This is a genomic window from Nonomuraea endophytica, assembly GCF_014203235.1.
Lineage (GTDB): Bacteria > Actinomycetota > Actinomycetes > Streptosporangiales > Streptosporangiaceae > Nonomuraea > Nonomuraea endophytica.
The window spans coordinates 1,150,375-1,169,985 of record NZ_JACHIN010000001.1; the positions used below are offsets into that span (position 1 = coordinate 1,150,375).

Consider the following 19,611-nt stretch of genomic DNA (forward strand, 5'->3'; position numbering starts at 1 on the left):
CCGGAAAGCTCATGAAGCCCGGAGCCGTCAGCTCCGGGCTTCACCGCTGTCCAGGACCGCCAGGATCTCCCCCACGGTCTCGTCCACGCTCAGCTCGCTGGAGTCGATCCAGTGCCCGATGCGCGGCGTCTGCGTCCTCAGCACGTGGTCGAGCTGGGCGACCGTCCAGTCGCCGTAGCCCGTCTTGGGCCGTTCGCGCTCGCGCCGCTCGACGGACTCCCCCGAAGGCGCGAGCACCACGACGTGCAGCGGGCGGCTGCGGATCAGCTTGGTGACGGTCTCCAGCTCCGGCCCCAGCACCACGTCCTGCAGCACCGGCGTGAACCCCGCCTCGAAGTAGCGGTCGGCCACCTCGGCCGCGATCGTGTAGCGCAGGCGGAGCTGGCGGCGCGCCTCATCCGACGGTTCGGAAGACATCTCGACGCGGCCGCCGACCACCATCTTGCGGAAGACGTCGCCGCGCACGTGCGCCGACCTCGGCAGCCGCTCGGCCAGCGCCTGGGCGACCGTGGACTTGCCCGAAGCGGAGATGCCGGTGATCAGAATGACCGCTCTCATGGGGACAGAAGGGTACGCACCCGGTCGGCCCCCACGGCCAGCAGGAGGGTCGGCAGCCTCGGCCCCGTGTCACGCCCGATCAGCAGGTGGTAGAGCAGCGCGAAGAAGGCCCGCTGCGCCTGCTTCAGCTCGGGAGTCGGCTTGGCGTCCACCGGAAGTCCGGCCACGAGCTTCGGCACGCCGTACACCAGCGTGGTGAGGCCCTCGACCGACCAGTGCTCGTCGAGGCCGTCGAGCAGCAGGCGCACCGACGCGGCGCTGTCGTCGTCGAGCGCGTCGAGGCGTTCGGCGTCGGCGCTGTCGCGTACGCGGGTGCGCTGCTCGGCGGGCACCTGCGTGTCCACCCAGCGCTGGGCGCGGTCGAGCCGGGGCCGCACCTCCTCCAGGGCGGCGACGCCGTCGACGTCGGCCAGGATGCGCAGGGTCTGGCGCTCGTCGCCCGTGGTGATGTCGGCGATCGAGGCCAGCGTGCGGTAGGCGACCGGGTGGGGCGTGGCGGGCAGCGCCGCGGCGGCGGTGGAGGTGGCCCGGGTGTGGGCGGCCTTCTCTGCCGGCAGGCCGCCGCCGCCGGTGATCTTGCGGCCGAGCGCGTCCCACTCGTCGTAGAGGCGCTGGATCTCCTGGTCGAAGGCGATCTTGAAGGACTGCTCGGGCTTGCGGCGGGCGTACAGCCAGCGCAGGACCGGGGCCTCCATGATCTCCAGGGCGTCGGCCGGGGTGGGCACGCCGCCCTTGGAACTGCTCATCTTGGCCATGCCGGTGATGCCGACGAAGGCGTACATGGGGCCGATGGGCTGCGCGCCGCCGAAGACCTCGCCGACGATCTGCTCGCCCACGATCCACGCCGAGCCGGGCGAGTGGTGGTCGACGCCGGAAGGCTCGAAGACCACTCCCTCGTACGCCCAGCGCATCGGCCAGTCGACCTTCCACACCAGCTTGCCCCGGTCGTGCTCGGCCAGCCGTACACTCTCGCCGAATCCGCACGCGCACGTGTAGGCCAGTTCGGTGCTCTCGTCGTCGTAGGCCGTGACGGTGGTGAGGTCGCGCTCGCAGAGCGCGCAGTAGGGCTTGTACGGCGAGTAGCGCTCGACGGCCTTGGTCCGGTATTGCTCCAGGATCGCGTCGATCTTGACCCGGTGCTCCATCGCGCGCAGGATCTGCTTGCGGTAGGCGCCGGCGGTGTAGCGCTCGGTCTGGCTGATGGCCTCGACCTCGATGCCGAGCTCGGCCAGCGCGGCGGTCAGCGGCGCCTTGAAGTGCTCGGCCCAGCTGGCGTGCTCGCTGCCGGGCGGCGCGGGCACGGAGGTCAGCGGCTTGCCGACGTGCTCGGCCCAGGACGGGTCGACGCCGGCCGGCACCCGGCGGAAGCGGTCGTAGTCGTCCCAGGACAGCAGGTGCACGCAGTCACGCCCGCGGCGGCGGATCTCGTCGGCGACCAGGTGCGGGGTCATGACCTCGCGCAGGTTGCCCAGGTGGATCGGGCCGGACGGGCTCAGGCCGGAGGCGCAGACGATCGGTTTGCCCGGTGCGCGACGATCCGCCTCGGCGATGACATCGTCTGCGAACTTGGCGACCCAGTCTGCGATCATCGTCCCATTCTGGCAGCCGGGGGCCGCCACACGAGCGTGATCAGGAAGTACAGCAGGCCGCCGAGCACGAGCGCGACGACGACGCCCACGTTGGCCGCGCCGAACGTGCCCGCCCGCATCGACTCGCTCATGAGGAAGCCGACGGCGTTGGCGATGTTCGGGTCGGCTGAGGTGATCAGGCCGAGCCCGGTGACCGAGGCGGCGACGAGCGCGATCAGGCCGGGCCAGTTGAAGGCCGGCCCGCCGGCGCGCAGCAGCCCTTCGTCGTAGCGGCTGCCCCGGCGCCACATGTCGACCAGGAAGACCGCGACCCATGCGGCCATGACCACCCCGATGATCGACAGGAACGCCTGGAAGGTGGCCAGGAAGTTGCCCGAGACGAACAGCAGGTAATAGCCGCCGAGGATCATCAGCACGCCGTCGAACAGCACCGCGAAGTGCCGCTTCACCGGTACGCCCAGCGCCAGCATGGACAGCCCCGACGAGTAGATGTCCATGATCGCCCCCGCCAGGAATCCGCCGATCGCGGCCAGCAGGTACGGCAGCAGGAACCACGTCGGCAGCGCGGCGGCCAGCGCTCCCACGGGATCGGCGGCGGCCGCTTCGGCCAGCTTGGGGTCGCCACCGGCAAGCAGCACGCCGAACACCAGCAGGACCATCGGCGGCAGCGCGCCGCCCAGCGTGGTCCAGAGCGTGATGGCCGAGCCCTTGGAGCGGGCGGGCAGGTAGCGGGAGTAGTCGGCGCCGCAGTTGACCCAGCCGAGTCCCAGCAGGGTCATCGCGAAGATCACGCCGCCCGCCCAGGCTCCGGGTCCGCCGGTCGAGGGCAGCGAGACGCCCAGCTTGGGCAGCATGAGCGCCATGTAGACGACCGTCAGCACGATGAAGGCATAGGTCAGGTATTTCTGGACGGTCATGATCATGGCGTGGCCGTACACGCCGACGGCGATCGTGACCAGGGCGGCGACCACGAAGCAGATCGCCAGCGCGCTCGTCTGGCCGAGACCCGGCGCGAGCCGGGTCAGGATGGCGGCGCCGCCCTGCGCGGAGAGCGTGACCAGTACGGTCTCCCAGCCGACGTTCGAGACGTAGGACAGCAGCGCGGGCAGCTTGTTGCCCTGCACGCCGAACGCGGCGCGGCCGAGCGTCATCGTCGGCACCCCGGACCGGGCTCCGCCGATGGCCACGAGGCCGACCAGCCCGAACGAGAGAAGGTAGCCGAGCGCCCCGGCGGCGATCGCGGGCACCACGCCGAGCCCGAGCCCGACGATGTAGACGCCGAAGGCGATGCCGAACAGGGACAGGTTGGCGGCCGCCCAGGGCCAGACCAGGTCGAAGGGTTTGCCGTGCCGCTCTTCCGGCGGCACCGCGTTGATGCCGTTGCGCTCGACGGTCATCGTCATAGGCGGAGATTACAACCGCGTGTTCTGGTCGTGCAGGAGGAGCCAGGCGTCGCCGACACGGGTGAAGACCAGGCTGACGAGGTTGCGGGCGTGGTAGTCGCCCTCGTGGTAGTCGGCCTCGTAGACCGAGACCAGGGTGCCCTCGGTCTCCTTTTCCCAAATCCGGCACATTTTCTGTGTCCAGTCAAGCTCGGAAAACCACTCGCGGTGGAACTCCAGGACGGCCTCGCGGCCTTCGAGCGTCTTGCCGTTGGGGAGGACCACGATCACGTCGTCGTGCAGGGTCTCCGCGTATGCCTCCAGATCACGGCCGGCGATGGCTGCCAGGTGCGCTTCTATCGTTTTCTGGGCAGAAATCATGATCTAAGGTTATAGATCCTTTGCACGTGCAAGGCAATGTCAAGCCGCCTGCAGGCACCTGGGGAGACCTTGCTCACATGAAGCTCTCCGCCAGCATCACCGTCGTGGTCCCGGCAATGAACGAAGCCGAGAACCTGCCCCACGTCTTCGCGACGCTGCCCTCCTGGATCGACGAGGTCATCCTGGTGGACGGCAACTCGACCGACGACACCGTCGCGGTCGCCCGCAGGCTCCGTCCCGACCTTCACGTCGTCACCCAGACCGGCCGAGGCAAGGGCAACGCCCTCATCGCCGGGTTCGCCGCCGCCAAGGGCGACATCATCGTCATGATCGACGCCGATGGCTCGACCGACGGCCGCGAGATCGGCCTGTTCGTCGAGGCCCTGATCGAGGGCGCCGACTTCGCCAAGGGCTCGCGCTACGTGCCCGGCGGCGGCTCCAGCGACATCAGCGTGGTGCGCTCGTTCGGCAACCGGGTCCTGACCGGCCTGACCAACATGCTCTATGGAACGCGCTACACCGACCTCTGCTACGGCTACAACGCGTTCTGGGCCAGGCACCTCGACGCGATGGCGCTCGACTGCGACGGTTTCGAGATCGAGACGCTGATGAACGTGCGGGCCTCCCAGGCCGGTCTGCTCATCCAGGAAGTGCCGAGCCACGAGCACTGCCGCATCCACGGCGAGAGCAATCTGCACGCCGTGCGCGACGGCTGGCGCGTGCTGAAGACGATCCTGCGCGAGCGCAACCGGGGTCTGGTCGCCGCTCCGGCGCCTAGTAGCCTCGGATCATGCGCTATATCGTGATCGGCGCCGGCGCCGTTGGCGGCACCATCGGGGCCAAGCTCTTCCAGGGCGGCCATGATGTGCTGCTGATCGCCCGCGGCGCCCACTACGAGTCCCTCCGCGCGAGCGGCATGAAGCTGATCTCCCCGTCCGGCTCCGAGACGCTGAACATCCCGGTGTCCGACGGCCCCGTCCCCACCGGCGACGACGACGTGATCGTCCTGGCGACCAAGTCGCAGGACACCGTCGCCGCCCTGGACCCGTGGTCGCGCGACCTGCCGGTCGTGCTGGCCCAGAACGGCGTCTGCAACGAACCTGTCGCACTGCGGAGGTTCGAGAACGTTTATGGCATGTGCGTCTGGCTGCCCGCCCTGCACCTGGAGCCGGGCGTCGTCATCTCGTACGGCACGCCGCACCCCGGCATGCTGCACGTCGGCCGTTATCCACAGGGTGTGGACGAGCTGGCGACCCGGGTGACCGACGATCTGACCCAGAGCGGGTTCGTGGCGCGGGCCGTACCGGATGTGATGCGCTGGAAGCACGGCAAACTGCTCGGCAACCTCGGCAACGCGGCCGAGGCCCTGTGCGAGCCCGGCGGCTTCGGCGACATCCGGCAGCAGGCCAGGACCGAGGCGATGGACCTGCTCGACGCGGCCGGGATCGCCTTCACCACCCAGGACGACGAACGGCGCCTGCGCGGCCACCTCGTGGACCTCGCCCCGATCGACGGCGTCGTCAGAGGCGGCGGCTCCTCGTGGCAGAGCCTGGCCAGAGGCGCGGGCAGCATCGAGGCCGACTACCTCAACGGCGAGATCGTGCTGCTGGCGCGCGAGCTCGGCCGGCCCGCGCCGGTGAACGAGGTGCTGCAGCGCGAGGCCAACCGGGCGGCCCGCGAGAAGCTGCCGCCCGGCTCGATGCCCGTGGCCAAGCTTCAGGCGCTCATCGACGAGCGTTCCGCAGCCGTATCCCGCTGAACTCCAGCGTGCTGGCGGTGACCTCGTTCCAGAACGGCCAGAGGTTGTCCAGCACGCGTAGCTGGATCCCCGCCTCCTCGTGCAGGTCGATGAGGTCGGTGACCGGCTCGGGCGGGCCGAGTGGCAACACGGGGACCTGGGCCACGACCGCGTGCGGCGGGTCGCCGATGGGCTGGAAGGGGTCGGCGGGCAGGCGGTAGGCGAACAGCCGGACCTCCATGATCGCCTTGAGCCAGGCGTACTCGATCGCGTGCACCCGATCGCCGCTGCCCACGCCGATGATCCGCTCGGCGTCGCGCTCGGTCGTGCGCTCGCCCTTCCACGCCATCGCCCTCGGGCAGTCGCGCGGGAACCAGTAGTCGGGACAGCGCTCCGGGCCGACGGCCCAGACGTATGACTCCCGTTGTGTCGAGGTCTTCGCGACATGCGGCACGAACTGCTTGATTGTCGGGTCTTCCGAGAAGTGCAACACCTGTCCTGGTCCGGGTCTCATGTAACCATCCTGATGGTCTGACCGGCCGAAAGCCTCGCGACACGGCAGGGGGCCCGCATATCCCCGCCCTGTCGGGGCAGTGCGACGGTCGAGGTGAGTTCACATGATCGTTTTGGGTCTTGTCCTAGTCCTGATCGCAACGGGCGCGATCGTGGTCGCGTCGATGGAGCCGAGCGCGACCGCCACCGACGCCTCCTTCAGCGTCTTCGGCTACGGCTTCGCGCCGAACCATCTGGAGATGTTCGTCGCGGGGGCCGCCGTCGCGGCCGTCCTGCTGCTGGGCATCGCGATGGTCAACTCCGGCTCCCGCCGCGCGGCCAAGCGCCGCAGGGCGCTGCGGCACAACCGCTCCGAGGCCGTCCGGCTGGAGGAGGAGAAGCGCGAGCTCGAACGCAAGCTGGAGCGCGAGCGCAGCTCCGAGGACCAGTTGGTCGCCGGGGCACCGGCCCAGCGCAGGCCGGAGGATCGTCCGGCATAGCCCCATTTATCCAGGGATTTATCCGGGTGTTCGGTGTATCGTGCGAGGCGCTCTCATCGTGCACCCGGAGGTCGGATGCCCCCCCAGCGTGGCCGCCCCATTGCGCTCAAGCTCCTCATCCTGCTTTTCGTCCCGCTCATCTCGCTGGTGGGCCTGTGGGCGTTCGCGGCGGGACTGACCGGTGGCGACGGTCTACGCCTCCTGGAGATCAACAAACTGGTCACCAACCTGTCCGACCCGGCCGAGCAGGTCGTCGTCCAGCTCCAGCAGGAGCGGCACCTCTCCGTCCAGCACGTCTCGGGCGAACGGCAGAGCGCGCAGGTGGCCAAGCAGCGGGGGCTGACCGACCGGGCGCTGACCCGCTTCCACCGGCTCGCCGCCGAGCAGCGGGACCTGTCCCCCGAGATGGACACCCAGCTGCGCGGCCTCAACACCGCGCTGGAGCAGCTGCCCGACATCCGGCGCATCACCTCAGGCGGCGCCCCCCGCGCCCTCGACGTGATCATCGGCTACAACCGGATCGTGGACGCGCTCTACCGTCTGCACGACGCCATGGTCCTGGTCCCCGACACCTCGCTCTACCGGCAGGCGCACGCCGTCACCATGCTCGGCGAGGCCAAGGAACTGCTCGCCCGCGAACGGGCCATGGTCGTGGTCGTCCTGGCCGCCGGCAAGGTCGGCGACGCCGAGCGCGAGGCGTTCACCGGGATGGTGGCGACCCGGCGGCTGCTCTACACCCAGGCGCTGGCCCAGCTCGATCCCGGGCTGCGGCTGCCGTACCAGAGCCTGACCCAGGGCCCCGCCTACCGTGAGTTCCTCGAACTCGAGGACCTCCTGCGCGGCCAGGCCACCGTCAACGGCCTGCCGGCGGGCGCGGCCACCTGGCCCACAGACGCCGACAACCTGTGGGCCGCGGTCGAGCGCAACCAGACCTTCGCCGTCCAGGGCATCGTGGCCCGCGTCAACCCGGCCGCCAACGCCATCCTGCTCAAGATCGGCATCGCCGGCGGCGTCGGGCTGCTCGCCGTCATCGCCTCCATCGCGCTGTCCCTGCGCTTCCGCCGCCGCCTCGTGCGCGAGCTCGCCGCCCTCCGCGCCGCCGCCGCGGAGCTGGCAGAGGTACGGCTGCGCGGCCTCGTCCAGCGGCTGAAGGCCACCACGACCCAGGCGCCGGAACCGGTCCAGGTCATCCCGCTGGAGGTCGCGGCCAACACCTCAGAGGTGCGCGACATCATGCAGGCGTTCAACAGCGTGCAGTCCACCGCGGTGGAGGCCGCCGTCGGCCAGGCCAGGCTCCGCCACGGCGTCAACCAGGTCTTCGTCAACCTCGCCCGGCGCAACCAGTCGCTGCTGCACCGCCAGCTCCTCCAGCTCGACGGCATGGAGCGCGGCGCGGAGGACCCCGAGGCGCTGGCCGACCTGTTCAAGCTCGACCACCTGACCACGCGCATGCGCAGGCACGCCGAGAGCCTGATCATCCTGTCGGGACAGGCGCCGGGACGCGGCTGGCGCAACCCGGTCCCGATCCTCGACGTGCTGCGCGCCGCCGTCGCCGAGGTGGAGGAGTACCAGCGGGTGGAGATCCTCCAGCCGCCGCCGCTCGCGCTGTCCGGCGCCGCGGTCACCGACGTCGCCCACCTCGTCGCCGAACTGGTCGAGAACGCCACGCTCTTCTCCCCGCCGCAGACCCGCGTGGACCTGCGCAGCACGACCACGCCGCACGGGCTGACCATCGAGATCGAGGACCGCGGCCTCGGCCTGCCGCGCGCCGAGATCGACGAGCTCAACGCGCGGCTGGAGGAGACGCCCGAGTTCGACCTGGCGCAGAGCGACCGGCTCGGGCTGTTCGTGGTGGCTCGGCTGGCGGCCAGGCACGACATCAGGGTCCGGCTCGGGCCCTCGCCGTACGGCGGCCTGACCGCCCTCGTCGCCCTGCCCTCCGGGCTGCTGCACGAGCACGCGCCACTGGTCAGCCGCTGACCTTGAACGTCAGCCGCTGACCCGGAGCGTCAAGCCGGTGACCTTGGCCGCCCTGCCGGTCTTCGCGTCGTTCGATGTCACAGCTGGACGAACGGGTCGGGGAAGTGCGACGTGGCGAGCAGCCTGTGCTCCGCGCGGACCCGGGCCACCTGCTCCAGCCGGGTCTCGGCCGCCAGGTCGGAGTCGTCGTCGTAGACGTAGCGGATCGACGGGTCGGCGAGCTGCACCGGGTGGTGGAGGATGTCGCCGAACACGGTGACGCCTTCGGTCTCGACGATCTGGTGGCCGGCGGTGTGGCCGGGCGTCAGCCGTACCCACTGGCCGGGTGAGAGCTGTGTGTCGCCGTCGACGACGTGCAGGCCGTCACCGAGCGGATCGAGCACGGCGGCCCTGATCGTGTCGGAGACGGCCTCGACCTCGGCGCGCTGGACCACGTGACGGGCGTTGGGGAAGACGGGCGTGCCGCCGTTCACCGAGCCGCCACAGTGGTCGCTGTGCAGGTGCGTGATGACGACCGTGTCCACGTCCTCGGGCGCGGCGCCCGCGGCGGACAGTTCGGCAAGCAGGCGGCCGGGCACCGGCGCCCAGACCGCGGCGGGCGAGTCTGCCGCGCCGATGCCCGTGTCCACGAGCGTGAGCTTGCCGTCCCGCCCACGCAGCAGGTAGCAGTGGAAGTGCAGGGTCCACAGGCCCTCGTCGGCGGGAGCGCCGAGGAAGGTCTCCAGGAACGGCAGGCGGAGAGCCGGGCCCATGGGGCCGATCGCGTCGCACAGCGGTGTGATCTCGACGCCTGCCACGGTCGTCGATGGGTGAGGCATCCGCCCAGATTAGGGCTAAGCGGCCACCGGGTGCCGGGTGACGTAGTCGTTCTCCAGGTCCGCGGCGTAGACGGCGCGGCAGCATGTGGAGCAGCGGTACATGATCGGGCCCTCGTCGAGCTCGGTCTGACACCTCGGGCACTGGGTGCTGGTCATGATGGGTCCCCCTAGGACGTTCTCTCACATCTATGTAAGCCTCAGCGGATTGCAGCGGCCCTGCAGCCCGCTTGACACGTTCTACGCCGTTGTGCTTCACACCTGGGGGGCGAACAAGCGAAGACCCCCCGGGAATAGCACCGAAGGGCTAGACGTTCTGGGGACCGAAGCGTGTGATACGTTTCGAGCAGCGTCGAGCTCATGGCTCCGCTGCACTCCCCTTTCGGTGGCCCCGCCCGTGTTGAGGGTCCGGCCCACCGTCTATCAACACCTTAGCCGACCCTGCGTCGGCATGCCCTCAAGGAGGGTCATCATGTCTGTTCAAACCATCCCCCAGCAGCGGTCTCAAGCCCCCGCACGACAGGTCACCGGCCTGCTCGACATCCGCGGGAAGACCGCCCACATCGGCGATCTGCGCATCGCCGCCGACCGGGCTCATCAGCTCGGACTGCGCCACGGTGACCAGGTCGTCGCCGTGTCGTCCGGCGGCAAGCTGACCTCCGTCGAGAGCGTCAACGGCCGCGCCGACTGGCGCGAGCGTCCGCACTTCGCCGACCTCACCCCCATCCATCCCACGGAACGGCTCGCCATCGAGACCGACTCCCTGACCACCCGCGTCATCGACCTGTTCGCGCCCATCGGCAAGGGGCAGCGCGGGCTCATCGTGGCGCCGCCCAAGGCCGGCAAGACCATGGTCCTGCAGGCGCTGGCCGCGGCCGTCACCGCCAACCACCCCGAGGTCCACCTCATCGTGCTGCTCGTCGGCGAGCGCCCGGAAGAGGTGACCGAGATGCGCGCCACGATCGCCGGCGAGGTCTACTCCTCGACCTTCGACCATCCCGACCGCGAGCACACCGCGGTGGCCGAACTCGCCATCGAGCGCGCCAAGCGCCTGGTGGAGCAGGGCCGGGACGTGGTCGTGCTGCTCGACTCGCTGACGCGGCTCGGGCGGGCGTACAACAACCTCTCGCCCGGCACCGGGCGCGTGCTGACCGGCGGGCTGGCCGCCGCCGCCCTCTACCCGCCCAAGCGCTTCTTCGGCGCCGCGCGCAACGTGCTCGACGGCGGCTCGCTCACCATCCTCGCCACCGCCCTGGTCGGCACCGGCTCCAGGCTGGACGACAGCCTGTACGAGGAGTTCAAGGGCACCGGCAACAGCGAGATCCACCTGACCAGGGACCTGGCCGAGAAGCGCCTGTTCCCCGCGGTCGACCTCGACGCCTCCGGCACACGCCGCGAGGAGATCCTGCTCGACGGCCGGGAGCGGCAGATCGTGTGGAAGCTGCGCCGCATGCTCACCTCGCTCGACCGCGGCAAGGGCACGGAACTGCTCATCGACAAGCTCCGCGAGACGCCCTCCAACGCGGCCTTCCTCCTCCAGGCCGCCGCCTCCTGAGGTCCACAATGGACGGATGCTCGCCGACGCCGTCCCGTACCTCGTCTGCCCCGTCTGCAGGGGCGCCTTCGAACTGCTGCCGGGCACGGTGCGGTGCGCCTCCGGTCACGCCTTCGACATCGCCCGCCAGGGGTACGTGAGCCTGCTGACCGGCTCGAAGCCGCCGGGCACCGCCGACACGCCCCAGATGGTCGCCTCCCGGGAGGCGTTCCTGGGCGCGGGCCACTACGCGCCGCTCGCCGGCGAACTGGCCTCGATCTGCTCCGGCGCCTCGGTAGTCGTGGACGCGGGGGCCGGGACCGGCTACTACCTCGCACGGGCGCTGGGCCCCTCCGCGATCGGGATCGCCTTCGACGTCTCCAAGCACGCGGTGAAGCGGGCCGCCCGCGCGCACGAGCGGGCCGGGGCGTTCGTCGGTGACGTGTGGCAGCCGCTGCCGATCGCCGACGGCGTCGCCGACGTGGTGCTGGACGTGTTCGCGCCGCGCAACGGGCCGGAGTTCGCCCGCGTCCTGCGCCCGGACGGCCGGCTGGTCGTGGTGACACCGGCGAGCGGGCATCTGCGGCCGCTGGTGGAGGAGCTGGGGCTGCTCACGGTCGACGAGGACAAGCGCGAGCGGGTGGCGCGCAGTCTTCCGGATTTCACTCTGGCCGGACAGAGCACGCTCGCCTACGATCTTGAGCTGGGCCCGGACGAGGTCGCGGAAGTCGTCCGCATGGGCCCGAGTGCCTGGCATCTGGAGGATGATGTTCTCCGGGCCAGGATTTCCCGGCTCTTCGCTGAGAAAAACCTGGGGAAAGTGTCAACCCAAGTGGCATTTGAACTGTCTATCTTCGTGACAGGACCACGATCAAGGGCCGTTCCTTGACGGACATATGCGACCCGTGTTACTGATGGGGTATTTAGTCCGAAATTCCCCCACATTCCTCAAGTATTTCCGCGACACAGGCGCAATACTGGACGCCAACCGCGCCCGGGAAGCGCGCGGTGCCAGAGGGAGGGGACGCACCGGATGAAGGCGGAGGAACGCTGGCAGGCCAGGTTCCGGGCGCCGAGAATGACGTTGCCCACGTGGGCGCGCCAGGCCCCGAACCGCTCGATCTACAGGAGCAACGCCACCGGAACCTGGGAGCTCTACGCCTGGGACCGCACCGCCGGAGTCACCCGCCAGGTCACCGAGCAGCCCAAAGGCACCGCCCACGCCGCCATCGACCCCACCGGCCAGTGGATCTACTGGTTCGCCGACCCCGAGGGCGACGAGCTCGGCGGGTGGATGCGGCAGCCGTTCAACGGCGGGCCCGACGAGCCCGTCGACCCGTCCATCCGCGCGGGCCACCCCGGCGGCATCATGCTCTCGGCCACCGGCGCCGCCGCCATCAGCCTCGCCGGCGAGGGATCGTTCCGCATCCACCTGGTCCAGCCCGGCGAACCCACCACGCTCCTCTACGAGCACACCGAGGCCGGCTGGGTCGCCGACATCTCACTCGACGGCTCCCTCATCGCCATCAACCACGGCGAGTACGGCGACTTCCGCCGCCCGGCCCTGCGCGTGGTGCGCCCCTGCGGCGACACGGTCGCCGAACTCTACGACGGCCCCGACAAGGGCGTGGTCGGCCTCAGGTTCGCGCCCATCATGGGCGATCGCCGCCTGCTCACGCTCCACGAGCGCCGCAGCCGCCACGAGCCCCTGGTCTGGGACCCGGCCTCCGGCGAGCAGCGCGAGATCTGGCTCAAGGACCCGGGCGACCTCAACGCCGAGTGGTACGCCGACGGCCGCGCCCTGCTCATCACCCGCGAGGAACGCGCCCGCAGCTACCTCCACCGCTACGACCTGGGCGGCGGCGGGCTCACCCCGATCGAGACGCCGCACGGCGTGATCGACGAGGCGGCACCGCGCCCCGGCGGCCACGTGGAGTACTCATGGTCGAGCGGCTCACGTCCGCCCGTGGTGCGTTCCAGCAACGGGCAGGTCGTGATGAACCCCGCCGGTCCTCCCGCGCCGCCCAGCGTCCCGGTCGAGGACATCGACGTCGACGGCCCCGGCGGCCGCATCCACGCGCTCATCTCCCGCCCGGAGAACGGCGCCGCGCCGTACCCGACCGTGTTCCTTCTGCACGGCGGCCCGACCGCGCAGGACCGCGACTCCTACTCGCCCGAGGTCGCCGCGTGGGTGGACTCGGGCTACGCGGTGGTGCGGGTCAACTTCCGCGGCTCCACCGGCTACGGCACCGCCTGGCGCGACGCCCTGCACGGCGACGTCGGGCACATCGAACTGGCCGACGTCGCGGCCGTGCGCGAGTGGGTGGTGACGCGCGGCGTAGCCGACCCGGAGCGGCTGGTGCTCTCCGGCACCGCGTGGGGCGGCTTCCTGGCGCTGCTCGGCATGGGCATCCAGCCCGACCACTGGCGGGCCGGCATCGCCGCGGTCCCGATCGCCTGCCACCAGACCTGCTACGAGGACGAGACGGAGAGTCTGCGCGCCTACCAGCGCTCGCTGTTCGGCGGCTCCCCCGACGAGCAGCCGGAACGCTACACGGCCAGCTCGCCCATCACCTACGTGGACCGGGTGAAGGGGCCCGTGCTGATCCTCGCGGGCGAGAACGACACCCGCTGCCCTTTGCGGCAGATAGAGAAGTACGTGGCGAAACTCGCCGAGCACGGGCGCGAACACGAGATCTACACCTATGACGCGGTGCGCGGCTCACTCGTGGTGTCGGAGCGCATTGCGCAAATGGCACTCCAGTTGGATTTCGCCCGGAAACACACTCAGCATTAGGCCTGACATAAAAGAGTCAGCGCGCACGCAGGACCAGGATGGCCAAGTCGTCGGCGCTGGGCTCCGGGGCGTAGTCCGCCGCCGCGCGGCGAATGCGCTCGGCCACCGCCCGCGCCGACAGCCCCACGCACTCCGCCAGCAGCTTGGCCAGCCCGCCGCCGTCGTCCAGCAGCCGTCCGCCGCTGCGGCGCTCCGTCACCCCGTCCGTGACCGCCAGCAGCACGTCGCCGTGGTCGAGGTGGATCAGGTCGGCCTCGAACTGCACCTCGGGGAAGACGCCTAGCAGCGACTGCGGCGTGGTCACCGACTCCACGACGCCGCTCGGCTTGAGGCGCAGCGCCTCGGGGTGGCCGGCCGAGACCAGGCGTACCTCCAGGCCGCTCGGCGTCGGCGAGATGTCGCCGTGGAGCAGCGTGAGGAAGCGGGCCCGCTCCCCCTCCTCCAGGATCGCCTGGTTGAGCCGGCCCAGGACGGCGGCCACGCCGTAGCCTTCGCGGGCGAGCAGGCGCAGCGTGTGGCGGGCCAGGCCGGTGACCGCTGCCGCCTCGGGGCCGGTGCCGCAGACGTCGCCGATGGCGAAGCGCCAGGAGTCCTCGGCCGCGAACAGGTCGTAGAAGTCGCCGCCGACCTCGTTGGCCTCGCCGGCGGGCTCGTAGACGACGCCGTAGTCGAGGCCGGGCACCTCGGGCTCGTTGGGCGGCAGGAGGCTGCGCTGCAGGGCCCGGTTGGCTGCGGCCTGCTGGGCGTAAAGGCGGGCGTTGTCCATCGCGAGCGCGGCGCGGCGGGCGATGTCGTCGGCGAACTGCACGACCTCGTCGGTGAAGCGGTCGGAACGGCCCAGGCACATCATGCCGAGCTGGCGGCCACGCGCGGTGAGCGGGACGGCGAGCACCTGCGAGCCGTCGAGGTGCACGGTCGAGGTGGCGCGCGTGTCGGCCTCGTCGATGCCGATCCCGGCGAGCTCCTCGCGCAGCCCGTCGATGCGGGCCTCGTCGGCGTGCCACAGGTACGCCAGCCGCAGCGGCCCGACCGCCCCGTCGGTGGTGTAGACGCCGCACCAGCTCGCCAATCTCGGCACGACGATCTGGGCGATGATCGCGGGCACCATGTCGGGGTCGAGCGTGCCGGCGAGAAGGTCGCTGGCGTCGGCCAGGAAACCCAGCCAGTGGGGGCCCCGGGAGGTGTCCTCCGACCATTCGGCCGCGACTCTCTCCGAGGAACCCGGTAGCGTGAGCCTTGCCCAATGGATACGGGAATCGCCCGCGAAGGTGATCCCCCACTCCTCCACCTCGACCGAAGGACCCTTCGGGTCGGCCTGGGGAGCCGTGCGCTGCCGCAGCTCGACCTGCACCGCGTCGCCGAAATGTTTCCAGATGACCTCGAACGGCTCGTCCGCGACCTGAGCTGCCAGCTCACCGGCGATCTGCTCCGCGTCCGGGAGCACGGCGGCGACCGCCCAGGCGGTCATCACCTCGAGAGTGAACCTCCTGGCCGCGGGCACGGCTGACTCACCCGGCGCGAACGTCGCGGCGAGCAGCGCGTGGGGAGATGAAGTCATCCCACCGTGCCTACCACAATTACCGTTGACATGGGGTAAATCCAAGGACAGGACTACGAGCTACTCATCGTGACAGACTTGAATCACTCGCGGCGGCACCCCGGGAGTGAAGGAGGCCCCATGACCACGGCCAAGATCGCGCCGAATCCGGAGGAGAGGACCTACACCGAGTCGGACCTAGTACCGATCTTGGAGACCCTCTTCTCCTGGCGCGACGGCGACTTCCGACGTCGTGTCCCGCATGCTCCCGCGGGCATCCTCAGTGAGGTGCGGCTGCTGCTCAACGAGGTGGCCGACCGGCGCGAGCATCTGGCCAACGAGCTCGTGCGCGTCCGCAAGGAAGTGGTCAAGGAGGGCCGGTTCGGGGAACGGCTGACGCCGGGCCCCGGCGTCGGGGCCTGGGCCGAGAGCGTTGAGTCCGTCAACATGCTGATCGACGCGCTGGTGAGCCCGGTCAGCGGCGCCGCCGACGTGATCGACGCCGTCGCCAAGGGTGACCTGTCGCGGCGCATCGACCTCGACCGCTCGGCCAGAGGCGAGGTGCGCAGGCTGGGCAAGGCCATCAACGGCATGGTCGACCAGCTCGCGCTGTTCAACTCCGAGGTGACCAGGGTGGCCCGCGAGGCGGGCACCGAGGGCCGGCTGGGCGGCAGCGCGAACCTGCGCGGCATGTCGGGAAGCTGGCGCGACCTCACCGAGGCCGTGAACACGATGTCCTCGCGCGTGGCAGCGCAGGTGCGCGACATCGCGGTGGTGACCACCGCGGTGGCCAAGGGCGACCTGAGCCGCAAGGTGACGGTCGACGCGGTCGGCGAGATGTTCGAGCTGAAGAACACCGTCAACACGATGGTCGACCAGCTCTCGGCGTTCGCCGAAGAGGTGACCCGAGTCGCCCGCGAGGTCGGCACCGAGGGTCAGCTGGGCGGCCAGGCGCAGGTGAGCGGCGTGTCCGGGGTCTGGAAGGACCTCACGGACAACGTCAACTTCATGGCCAACAACCTGACCTCCCAGGTCCGCAGCATCGCGACCGTGGCGACGGCGGTGGCGCAGGGCAACCTGTCCAAGAAGATCACCGTCGACGCCGAGGGCGAGATCCTGGAGCTCAAGGAGACCATGAACACCATGGTCGACCAGCTCTCGTCCTTCGCCGACGAGGTGACCAGAGTCGCCCGCGAGGTCGGCACCGAAGGCAAGCTGGGCGGCCGGGCCGAGGTCAAGGGCGTCTCCGGCGTCTGGAAGGACCTCACCGACAACGTCAACTCGATGGCCAACAACCTGACCTACCAGGTGCGCAACATCGCCCAGGTCACCACGGCCGTCGCCAACGGCGACCTGACCCGCAAGATCGACGTGGACGCCCAGGGCGAGATCCTGGAGCTGAAGTCGACCATGAACACGATGGTCGACCAGCTCTCGTCCTTCGCCTCCGAGGTCACCCGAGTCGCCCGAGAAGTCGGCACCGAGGGCCAACTCGGCGGCCAGGCCCAGGTACGCGGCGTGTCCGGGGTCTGGAAGGACCTCACCGAGAACGTCAACTTCATGGCCAACAACCTGACCTCCCAGGTGCGGCAGATCGCCGCCGTTTCCTCCGCTGTTGCCCAGGGCAACCTGTCCAAGAAGATCACCGTCGACGCGCAGGGCGAGATCCTCCAGCTCAAGGACACCCTCAACACGATGGTCGACCAGCTCTCGTCCTTCGCCGACGAGGTGACGCGAGTCGCCCGCGAGGTCGGCACGCAGGGCCAGCTGGGCGGTCAGGCGCGGGTGCAGGGCGTGTCCGGTGTGTGGAAGGACCTCACCGACAACGTCAACTTCATGGCCAACAACCTGACCTACCAGGTGCGCAACATCGCCGAGGTCACCACCGCCGTCGCCAACGGCGACCTGACCCGCAAGATCGACGTGGACGCCCAGGGCGAGATCCTCGCGCTCAAGACCACCATCAACCGGATGGTCGACCAGCTCTCGTCTTTCGCCTCCGAGGTCACCCGAGTCGCCCGAGAAGTCGGCTCGGAAGGCCGCCTCGGCGGCCAGGCCCGCGTCGAAGGCGTCGAAGGCACCTGGAAGCGGCTGACCGAGTCCGTGAACGAGCTGGCCGGGAACCTCACCACGCAGGTACGCGCCATCGCCACCGTGACCAGCGCCGTGGCCCAGGGGGACCTGACCCGCTCCATCGCCGTCGAGGCGCAGGGCGAGCTGGCCGAGCTCAAGGACAACGTCAACTACATGGTGGCCAACCTCCGCGAGACCACCCAGGCCAACCAGGAGCAGGACTGGCTCAAGTCGAACCTGGCCCGCATCTCCCGGCTCATGCAGGGTCACCGCGACCTGTTCGAGGTGGCCAAGCTGATCATGAGCGAGCTGACGCCGCTCGTCTCCGCCCGCTACGGCGCCTTCTACGGCCGCGCCCCGGAAGGCGAGCACGACCTCGTCCTCATCGGCGGCTACGGCGTCCGCCCCGACCGCGGCCCGAGGCAGAAGTTCGCCATCGGCGAGGGCATGGTCGGCCAGGCGGCGGCCGAGGGCAGGCACATCATCCTCGACAACGTGCCGGCCGCCTTCATCACCATCGACAGCGGCCTGAGCTCCTCCACGCCAGCGCAGATCGTGGTGCTGCCGATCCTGTTCGAGAGCCGGGTGCTGGGCGTGCTGGAGCTGGCCTCCTTCACCCCGTTCGGCGAGGTCCACCTCGACTTCCTCACCCAGCTCGTCGAGACCATCGGCGTCACGATGAACACCATCATCGCCAACTCCCGCACCGAGGACCTCCTCACCGACTCCCAGCGCCTCACCCGTGAGCTGCAGGAGCGCTCCGACGAGCTGCAGCGCCAGCAGGAGGAGCTGCGCAGGTCCAACTCCGAGCTGGAGGACAAGGCGGGCCTCCTCGCCAAGCAAAACCGCGCCATCGAGATCCAGAACTTCCAGATCGAGCAGGCCAGGCGAACTCTGGAGGAGCGGGCCGAGCAGCTCGCGGTCTCCAACCGCTACCGGTCGGAGTTCCTGGCCAACATGTCGCACGAGCTGCGTACCCCGCTCAACAGTCTGCTCGTGCTGGCCAAGCTGCTCACCGAGAACGCCGAGGGCAACCTGACCTCGCAGCAGGTGGAGTTCGCCCGCACGATCCACGGCGCCGGCTCGGCCCTGCTGCAGCTGATCAACGACATGCTCGACCTGTCCAAGGTGGAGGCGGGCCGGATGGACATCCACCCGGCCACGCTCTCCACGCCGAAGCTGGTCGACTACGTCGACGCGGCGTTCGCGCCGCTGGCCCAGGACAAGGGGCTGGCCTTCAGCGTCGAGGTCGACGAGGGCGTCCCGCAGGAGCTTCACACCGACGAGCAGCGGCTGCAGCAGGTGCTGCGCAACCTGCTGTCCAACGCGGTGAAGTTCACGCCCAAGGGCGAGGTCAAGATGCGCGTGGTGCGCGCGCCGTCCGGCGTCGAGTACGACGACGCGATCCTGCGCCAGGCCCACGACCTGCTCGCCTTCGAGGTCGTCGACACCGGCATCGGCATCGCGCCGGACAAGCGCGAGGTCATCTTCGAGGCGTTCCGCCAGGCCGACGGCACCACCAGCCGCAAGTACGGCGGCACCGGCCTCGGCCTGTCGATCTGCCGCGAGATCGCCCGCCTGCTCGGCGGCGAGATCCACGTCGACAGCGAGCTCGGCAGGGGCAGCACCTTCACCCTCTACCTGCCCGCCGCCTACAACGGCCCGCTCCCCGCCGGCGACGGCGGCGCGGCCCGGCGCCAGGTGCTGGCGATGCCGGTGGAGGAGCCCACGGTGACGATGCCCGAGCCTCCGCTGCCCATGGACCTCCAGCTGCCCGAGCTGTCGGAGCAGGTCGAGACCAGCAAGTGGAAGGGCGACGACCCGCTGTCCGGTGCCAAGATCCTCATCGTGGACGACGACATCCGCAACGTCTTCGCCCTGACCAGCGTCCTCGAACGCTACGGCTCCACCGTCGTCTACGCCGAGAACGGCCGCGAGGGCATCGAGCAGCTGGAGCGCAATGAGGATGTGGCTCTCGTCCTGATGGACATCATGATGCCCGAGATGGATGGTTGGGCCACGACCTCGGCCATCCGCCGCATGCCACAGTTCGCAGACCTGCCGATCATCGCGTTGACCGCTAAGGTCATGCGGGGCGATCGTGAGAAGAGCATCGCCTCAGGTGCCTCCGACTACGTGCCCAAGCCGGTCGACGTGGACCGCCTGCTCGAACGGCTGCGCGGTTGGCTCAGCCGTGGGCGGGTGAGCACGACCGACTCAGCAGAAGGATCGTGA

At 69.9% G+C, this 19,611-nt stretch carries 16 protein-coding genes; 8 read left to right on the top strand and 8 right to left on the bottom strand.

Annotated features, from left to right (window positions below):
• Positions 1 to 27 precede the first annotated feature (27 nt).
• The 4 genes from HNR40_RS05525 to HNR40_RS05540 are packed head-to-tail and all read right to left on the bottom strand — an operon-like array spanning position 28 to position 3,910.
• Positions 28 to 558: an AAA family ATPase gene (locus tag HNR40_RS05525; RefSeq protein ID WP_184958825.1), complete on the bottom strand. Its 531-nt coding sequence runs from the start codon at positions 556 to 558 to the stop codon at positions 28 to 30.
• A complete protein-coding gene (gene lysS / locus HNR40_RS05530; protein WP_184958827.1) occupies positions 555 to 2,147 on the bottom strand; it encodes a lysine--tRNA ligase in 1,593 nt (530 codons plus the stop codon). The genes HNR40_RS05525 and lysS overlap by 4 nt, the downstream gene beginning before the upstream one ends.
• Positions 2,144 to 3,550 carry a purine-cytosine permease family protein gene (locus HNR40_RS05535; protein ID WP_184958828.1) on the bottom strand — a complete coding sequence of 469 codons (1,407 nt, stop codon included), beginning with the start codon at positions 3,548 to 3,550 and terminating at the stop codon, positions 2,144 to 2,146. Before HNR40_RS05535 ends, lysS begins: the two co-directional genes overlap by 4 nt.
• A 9-nt stretch (positions 3,551 to 3,559) precedes the next feature.
• Complete coding sequence (locus HNR40_RS05540) at positions 3,560 to 3,910, bottom strand: YybH family protein (RefSeq protein ID WP_184958829.1); 351 nt, start codon at positions 3,908 to 3,910, stop codon at positions 3,560 to 3,562.
• Positions 3,911 to 3,987: 77 nt separating this feature from the next.
• Between HNR40_RS05540 and HNR40_RS05545 the strand changes: the two genes are divergently transcribed.
• Positions 3,988 to 4,716: a glycosyltransferase family 2 protein gene (locus HNR40_RS05545; protein WP_184958830.1), complete on the top strand. Its 729-nt coding sequence runs from the start codon at positions 3,988 to 3,990 to the stop codon at positions 4,714 to 4,716.
• Positions 4,701 to 5,669, top strand: coding sequence for a ketopantoate reductase family protein (locus HNR40_RS05550; RefSeq protein WP_184958831.1), 969 nt, complete (start codon positions 4,701 to 4,703; stop codon positions 5,667 to 5,669). Before HNR40_RS05545 ends, HNR40_RS05550 begins: the two co-directional genes overlap by 16 nt.
• Here the strand turns inward: HNR40_RS05550 and HNR40_RS05555 are convergent.
• Positions 5,635 to 6,162 carry a DUF6886 family protein gene (locus HNR40_RS05555; RefSeq protein ID WP_184958832.1) on the bottom strand — a complete coding sequence of 176 codons (528 nt, stop codon included), beginning with the start codon at positions 6,160 to 6,162 and terminating at the stop codon, positions 5,635 to 5,637. The genes HNR40_RS05550 and HNR40_RS05555 overlap by 35 nt on opposite strands.
• A gap of 103 nt (positions 6,163 to 6,265) precedes the next feature.
• Here HNR40_RS05555 and HNR40_RS05560 point away from each other — a divergent pair, with 103 nt between their 5' ends.
• Both HNR40_RS05560 and HNR40_RS05565 read left to right on the top strand, forming a co-directional pair.
• On the top strand, positions 6,266 to 6,640 hold the full coding sequence (locus tag HNR40_RS05560) for a hypothetical protein (RefSeq protein ID WP_184958833.1): 375 nt from the start codon (positions 6,266 to 6,268) through the stop codon (positions 6,638 to 6,640).
• A gap of 75 nt (positions 6,641 to 6,715) precedes the next feature.
• On the top strand, positions 6,716 to 8,620 hold the full coding sequence (locus tag HNR40_RS05565; protein WP_184958834.1) for a sensor histidine kinase: 1,905 nt from the start codon (positions 6,716 to 6,718) through the stop codon (positions 8,618 to 8,620).
• A 77-nt stretch (positions 8,621 to 8,697) separates the two neighbouring features.
• Here HNR40_RS05565 and HNR40_RS05570 read toward each other — a convergent pair whose 3' ends face one another.
• Both HNR40_RS05570 and HNR40_RS05575 read right to left on the bottom strand, forming a co-directional pair.
• Positions 8,698 to 9,438 carry an MBL fold metallo-hydrolase gene (locus tag HNR40_RS05570; protein ID WP_184958835.1) on the bottom strand — a complete coding sequence of 247 codons (741 nt, stop codon included), beginning with the start codon at positions 9,436 to 9,438 and terminating at the stop codon, positions 8,698 to 8,700.
• A gap of 15 nt (positions 9,439 to 9,453) precedes the next feature.
• Complete coding sequence (locus tag HNR40_RS05575; RefSeq protein ID WP_184958836.1) at positions 9,454 to 9,594, bottom strand: hypothetical protein; 141 nt, start codon at positions 9,592 to 9,594, stop codon at positions 9,454 to 9,456.
• A gap of 313 nt (positions 9,595 to 9,907) precedes the next feature.
• Between HNR40_RS05575 and rho the strand changes: the two genes are divergently transcribed.
• From rho to HNR40_RS05590, 3 genes are all read left to right on the top strand, one after another.
• Positions 9,908 to 10,990, top strand: a complete 1,083-nt coding sequence (rho, locus tag HNR40_RS05580) for a transcription termination factor Rho (RefSeq protein ID WP_184958837.1) — start codon at positions 9,908 to 9,910, stop codon at positions 10,988 to 10,990.
• 16 nt (positions 10,991 to 11,006) lie between these two features.
• Positions 11,007 to 11,858 carry a putative RNA methyltransferase gene (locus HNR40_RS05585; protein ID WP_184958838.1) on the top strand — a complete coding sequence of 284 codons (852 nt, stop codon included), beginning with the start codon at positions 11,007 to 11,009 and terminating at the stop codon, positions 11,856 to 11,858.
• A 144-nt stretch (positions 11,859 to 12,002) separates the two neighbouring features.
• Positions 12,003 to 13,766, top strand: a complete 1,764-nt coding sequence (locus HNR40_RS05590; protein WP_184958839.1) for a S9 family peptidase — start codon at positions 12,003 to 12,005, stop codon at positions 13,764 to 13,766.
• A gap of 16 nt (positions 13,767 to 13,782) precedes the next feature.
• Here HNR40_RS05590 and HNR40_RS05595 read toward each other — a convergent pair whose 3' ends face one another.
• Positions 13,783 to 15,324 (bottom strand): PP2C family protein-serine/threonine phosphatase, encoded by a 1,542-nt coding sequence (locus tag HNR40_RS05595; RefSeq protein ID WP_246508350.1) that lies wholly within the window; start codon positions 15,322 to 15,324, stop codon positions 13,783 to 13,785.
• A 120-nt stretch (positions 15,325 to 15,444) separates the two neighbouring features.
• Between HNR40_RS05595 and HNR40_RS05600 the strand changes: the two genes are divergently transcribed.
• Positions 15,445 to 19,611, top strand: a complete 4,167-nt coding sequence (locus HNR40_RS05600) for a HAMP domain-containing protein (RefSeq protein WP_184958840.1) — start codon at positions 15,445 to 15,447, stop codon at positions 19,609 to 19,611.

Coding starts and splice junctions, on each gene's coding strand:
- HNR40_RS05525 (WP_184958825.1), bottom strand. CDS start 558: ATGAGAGCGGTCATTCTGATCACCGGCATCTCCGCTTCGGGCAAGTCC.
- lysS (WP_184958827.1), bottom strand. CDS start 2,147: ATGATCGCAGACTGGGTCGCCAAGTTCGCAGACGATGTCATCGCCGAG.
- HNR40_RS05535 (WP_184958828.1), bottom strand. CDS start 3,550: ATGACGATGACCGTCGAGCGCAACGGCATCAACGCGGTGCCGCCGGAA.
- HNR40_RS05540 (WP_184958829.1), bottom strand. CDS start 3,910: ATGATTTCTGCCCAGAAAACGATAGAAGCGCACCTGGCAGCCATCGCC.
- HNR40_RS05545 (WP_184958830.1), top strand. CDS start 3,988: ATGAAGCTCTCCGCCAGCATCACCGTCGTGGTCCCGGCAATGAACGAA.
- HNR40_RS05550 (WP_184958831.1), top strand. CDS start 4,701: ATGCGCTATATCGTGATCGGCGCCGGCGCCGTTGGCGGCACCATCGGG.
- HNR40_RS05555 (WP_184958832.1), bottom strand. CDS start 6,162: ATGAGACCCGGACCAGGACAGGTGTTGCACTTCTCGGAAGACCCGACA.
- HNR40_RS05560 (WP_184958833.1), top strand. CDS start 6,266: ATGATCGTTTTGGGTCTTGTCCTAGTCCTGATCGCAACGGGCGCGATC.
- HNR40_RS05565 (WP_184958834.1), top strand. CDS start 6,716: ATGCCCCCCCAGCGTGGCCGCCCCATTGCGCTCAAGCTCCTCATCCTG.
- HNR40_RS05570 (WP_184958835.1), bottom strand. CDS start 9,438: ATGCCTCACCCATCGACGACCGTGGCAGGCGTCGAGATCACACCGCTG.
- HNR40_RS05575 (WP_184958836.1), bottom strand. CDS start 9,594: ATGACCAGCACCCAGTGCCCGAGGTGTCAGACCGAGCTCGACGAGGGC.
- rho (WP_184958837.1), top strand. CDS start 9,908: ATGTCTGTTCAAACCATCCCCCAGCAGCGGTCTCAAGCCCCCGCACGA.
- HNR40_RS05585 (WP_184958838.1), top strand. CDS start 11,007: ATGCTCGCCGACGCCGTCCCGTACCTCGTCTGCCCCGTCTGCAGGGGC.
- HNR40_RS05590 (WP_184958839.1), top strand. CDS start 12,003: ATGAAGGCGGAGGAACGCTGGCAGGCCAGGTTCCGGGCGCCGAGAATG.
- HNR40_RS05595 (WP_246508350.1), bottom strand. CDS start 15,324: ATGACTTCATCTCCCCACGCGCTGCTCGCCGCGACGTTCGCGCCGGGT.
- HNR40_RS05600 (WP_184958840.1), top strand. CDS start 15,445: ATGACCACGGCCAAGATCGCGCCGAATCCGGAGGAGAGGACCTACACC.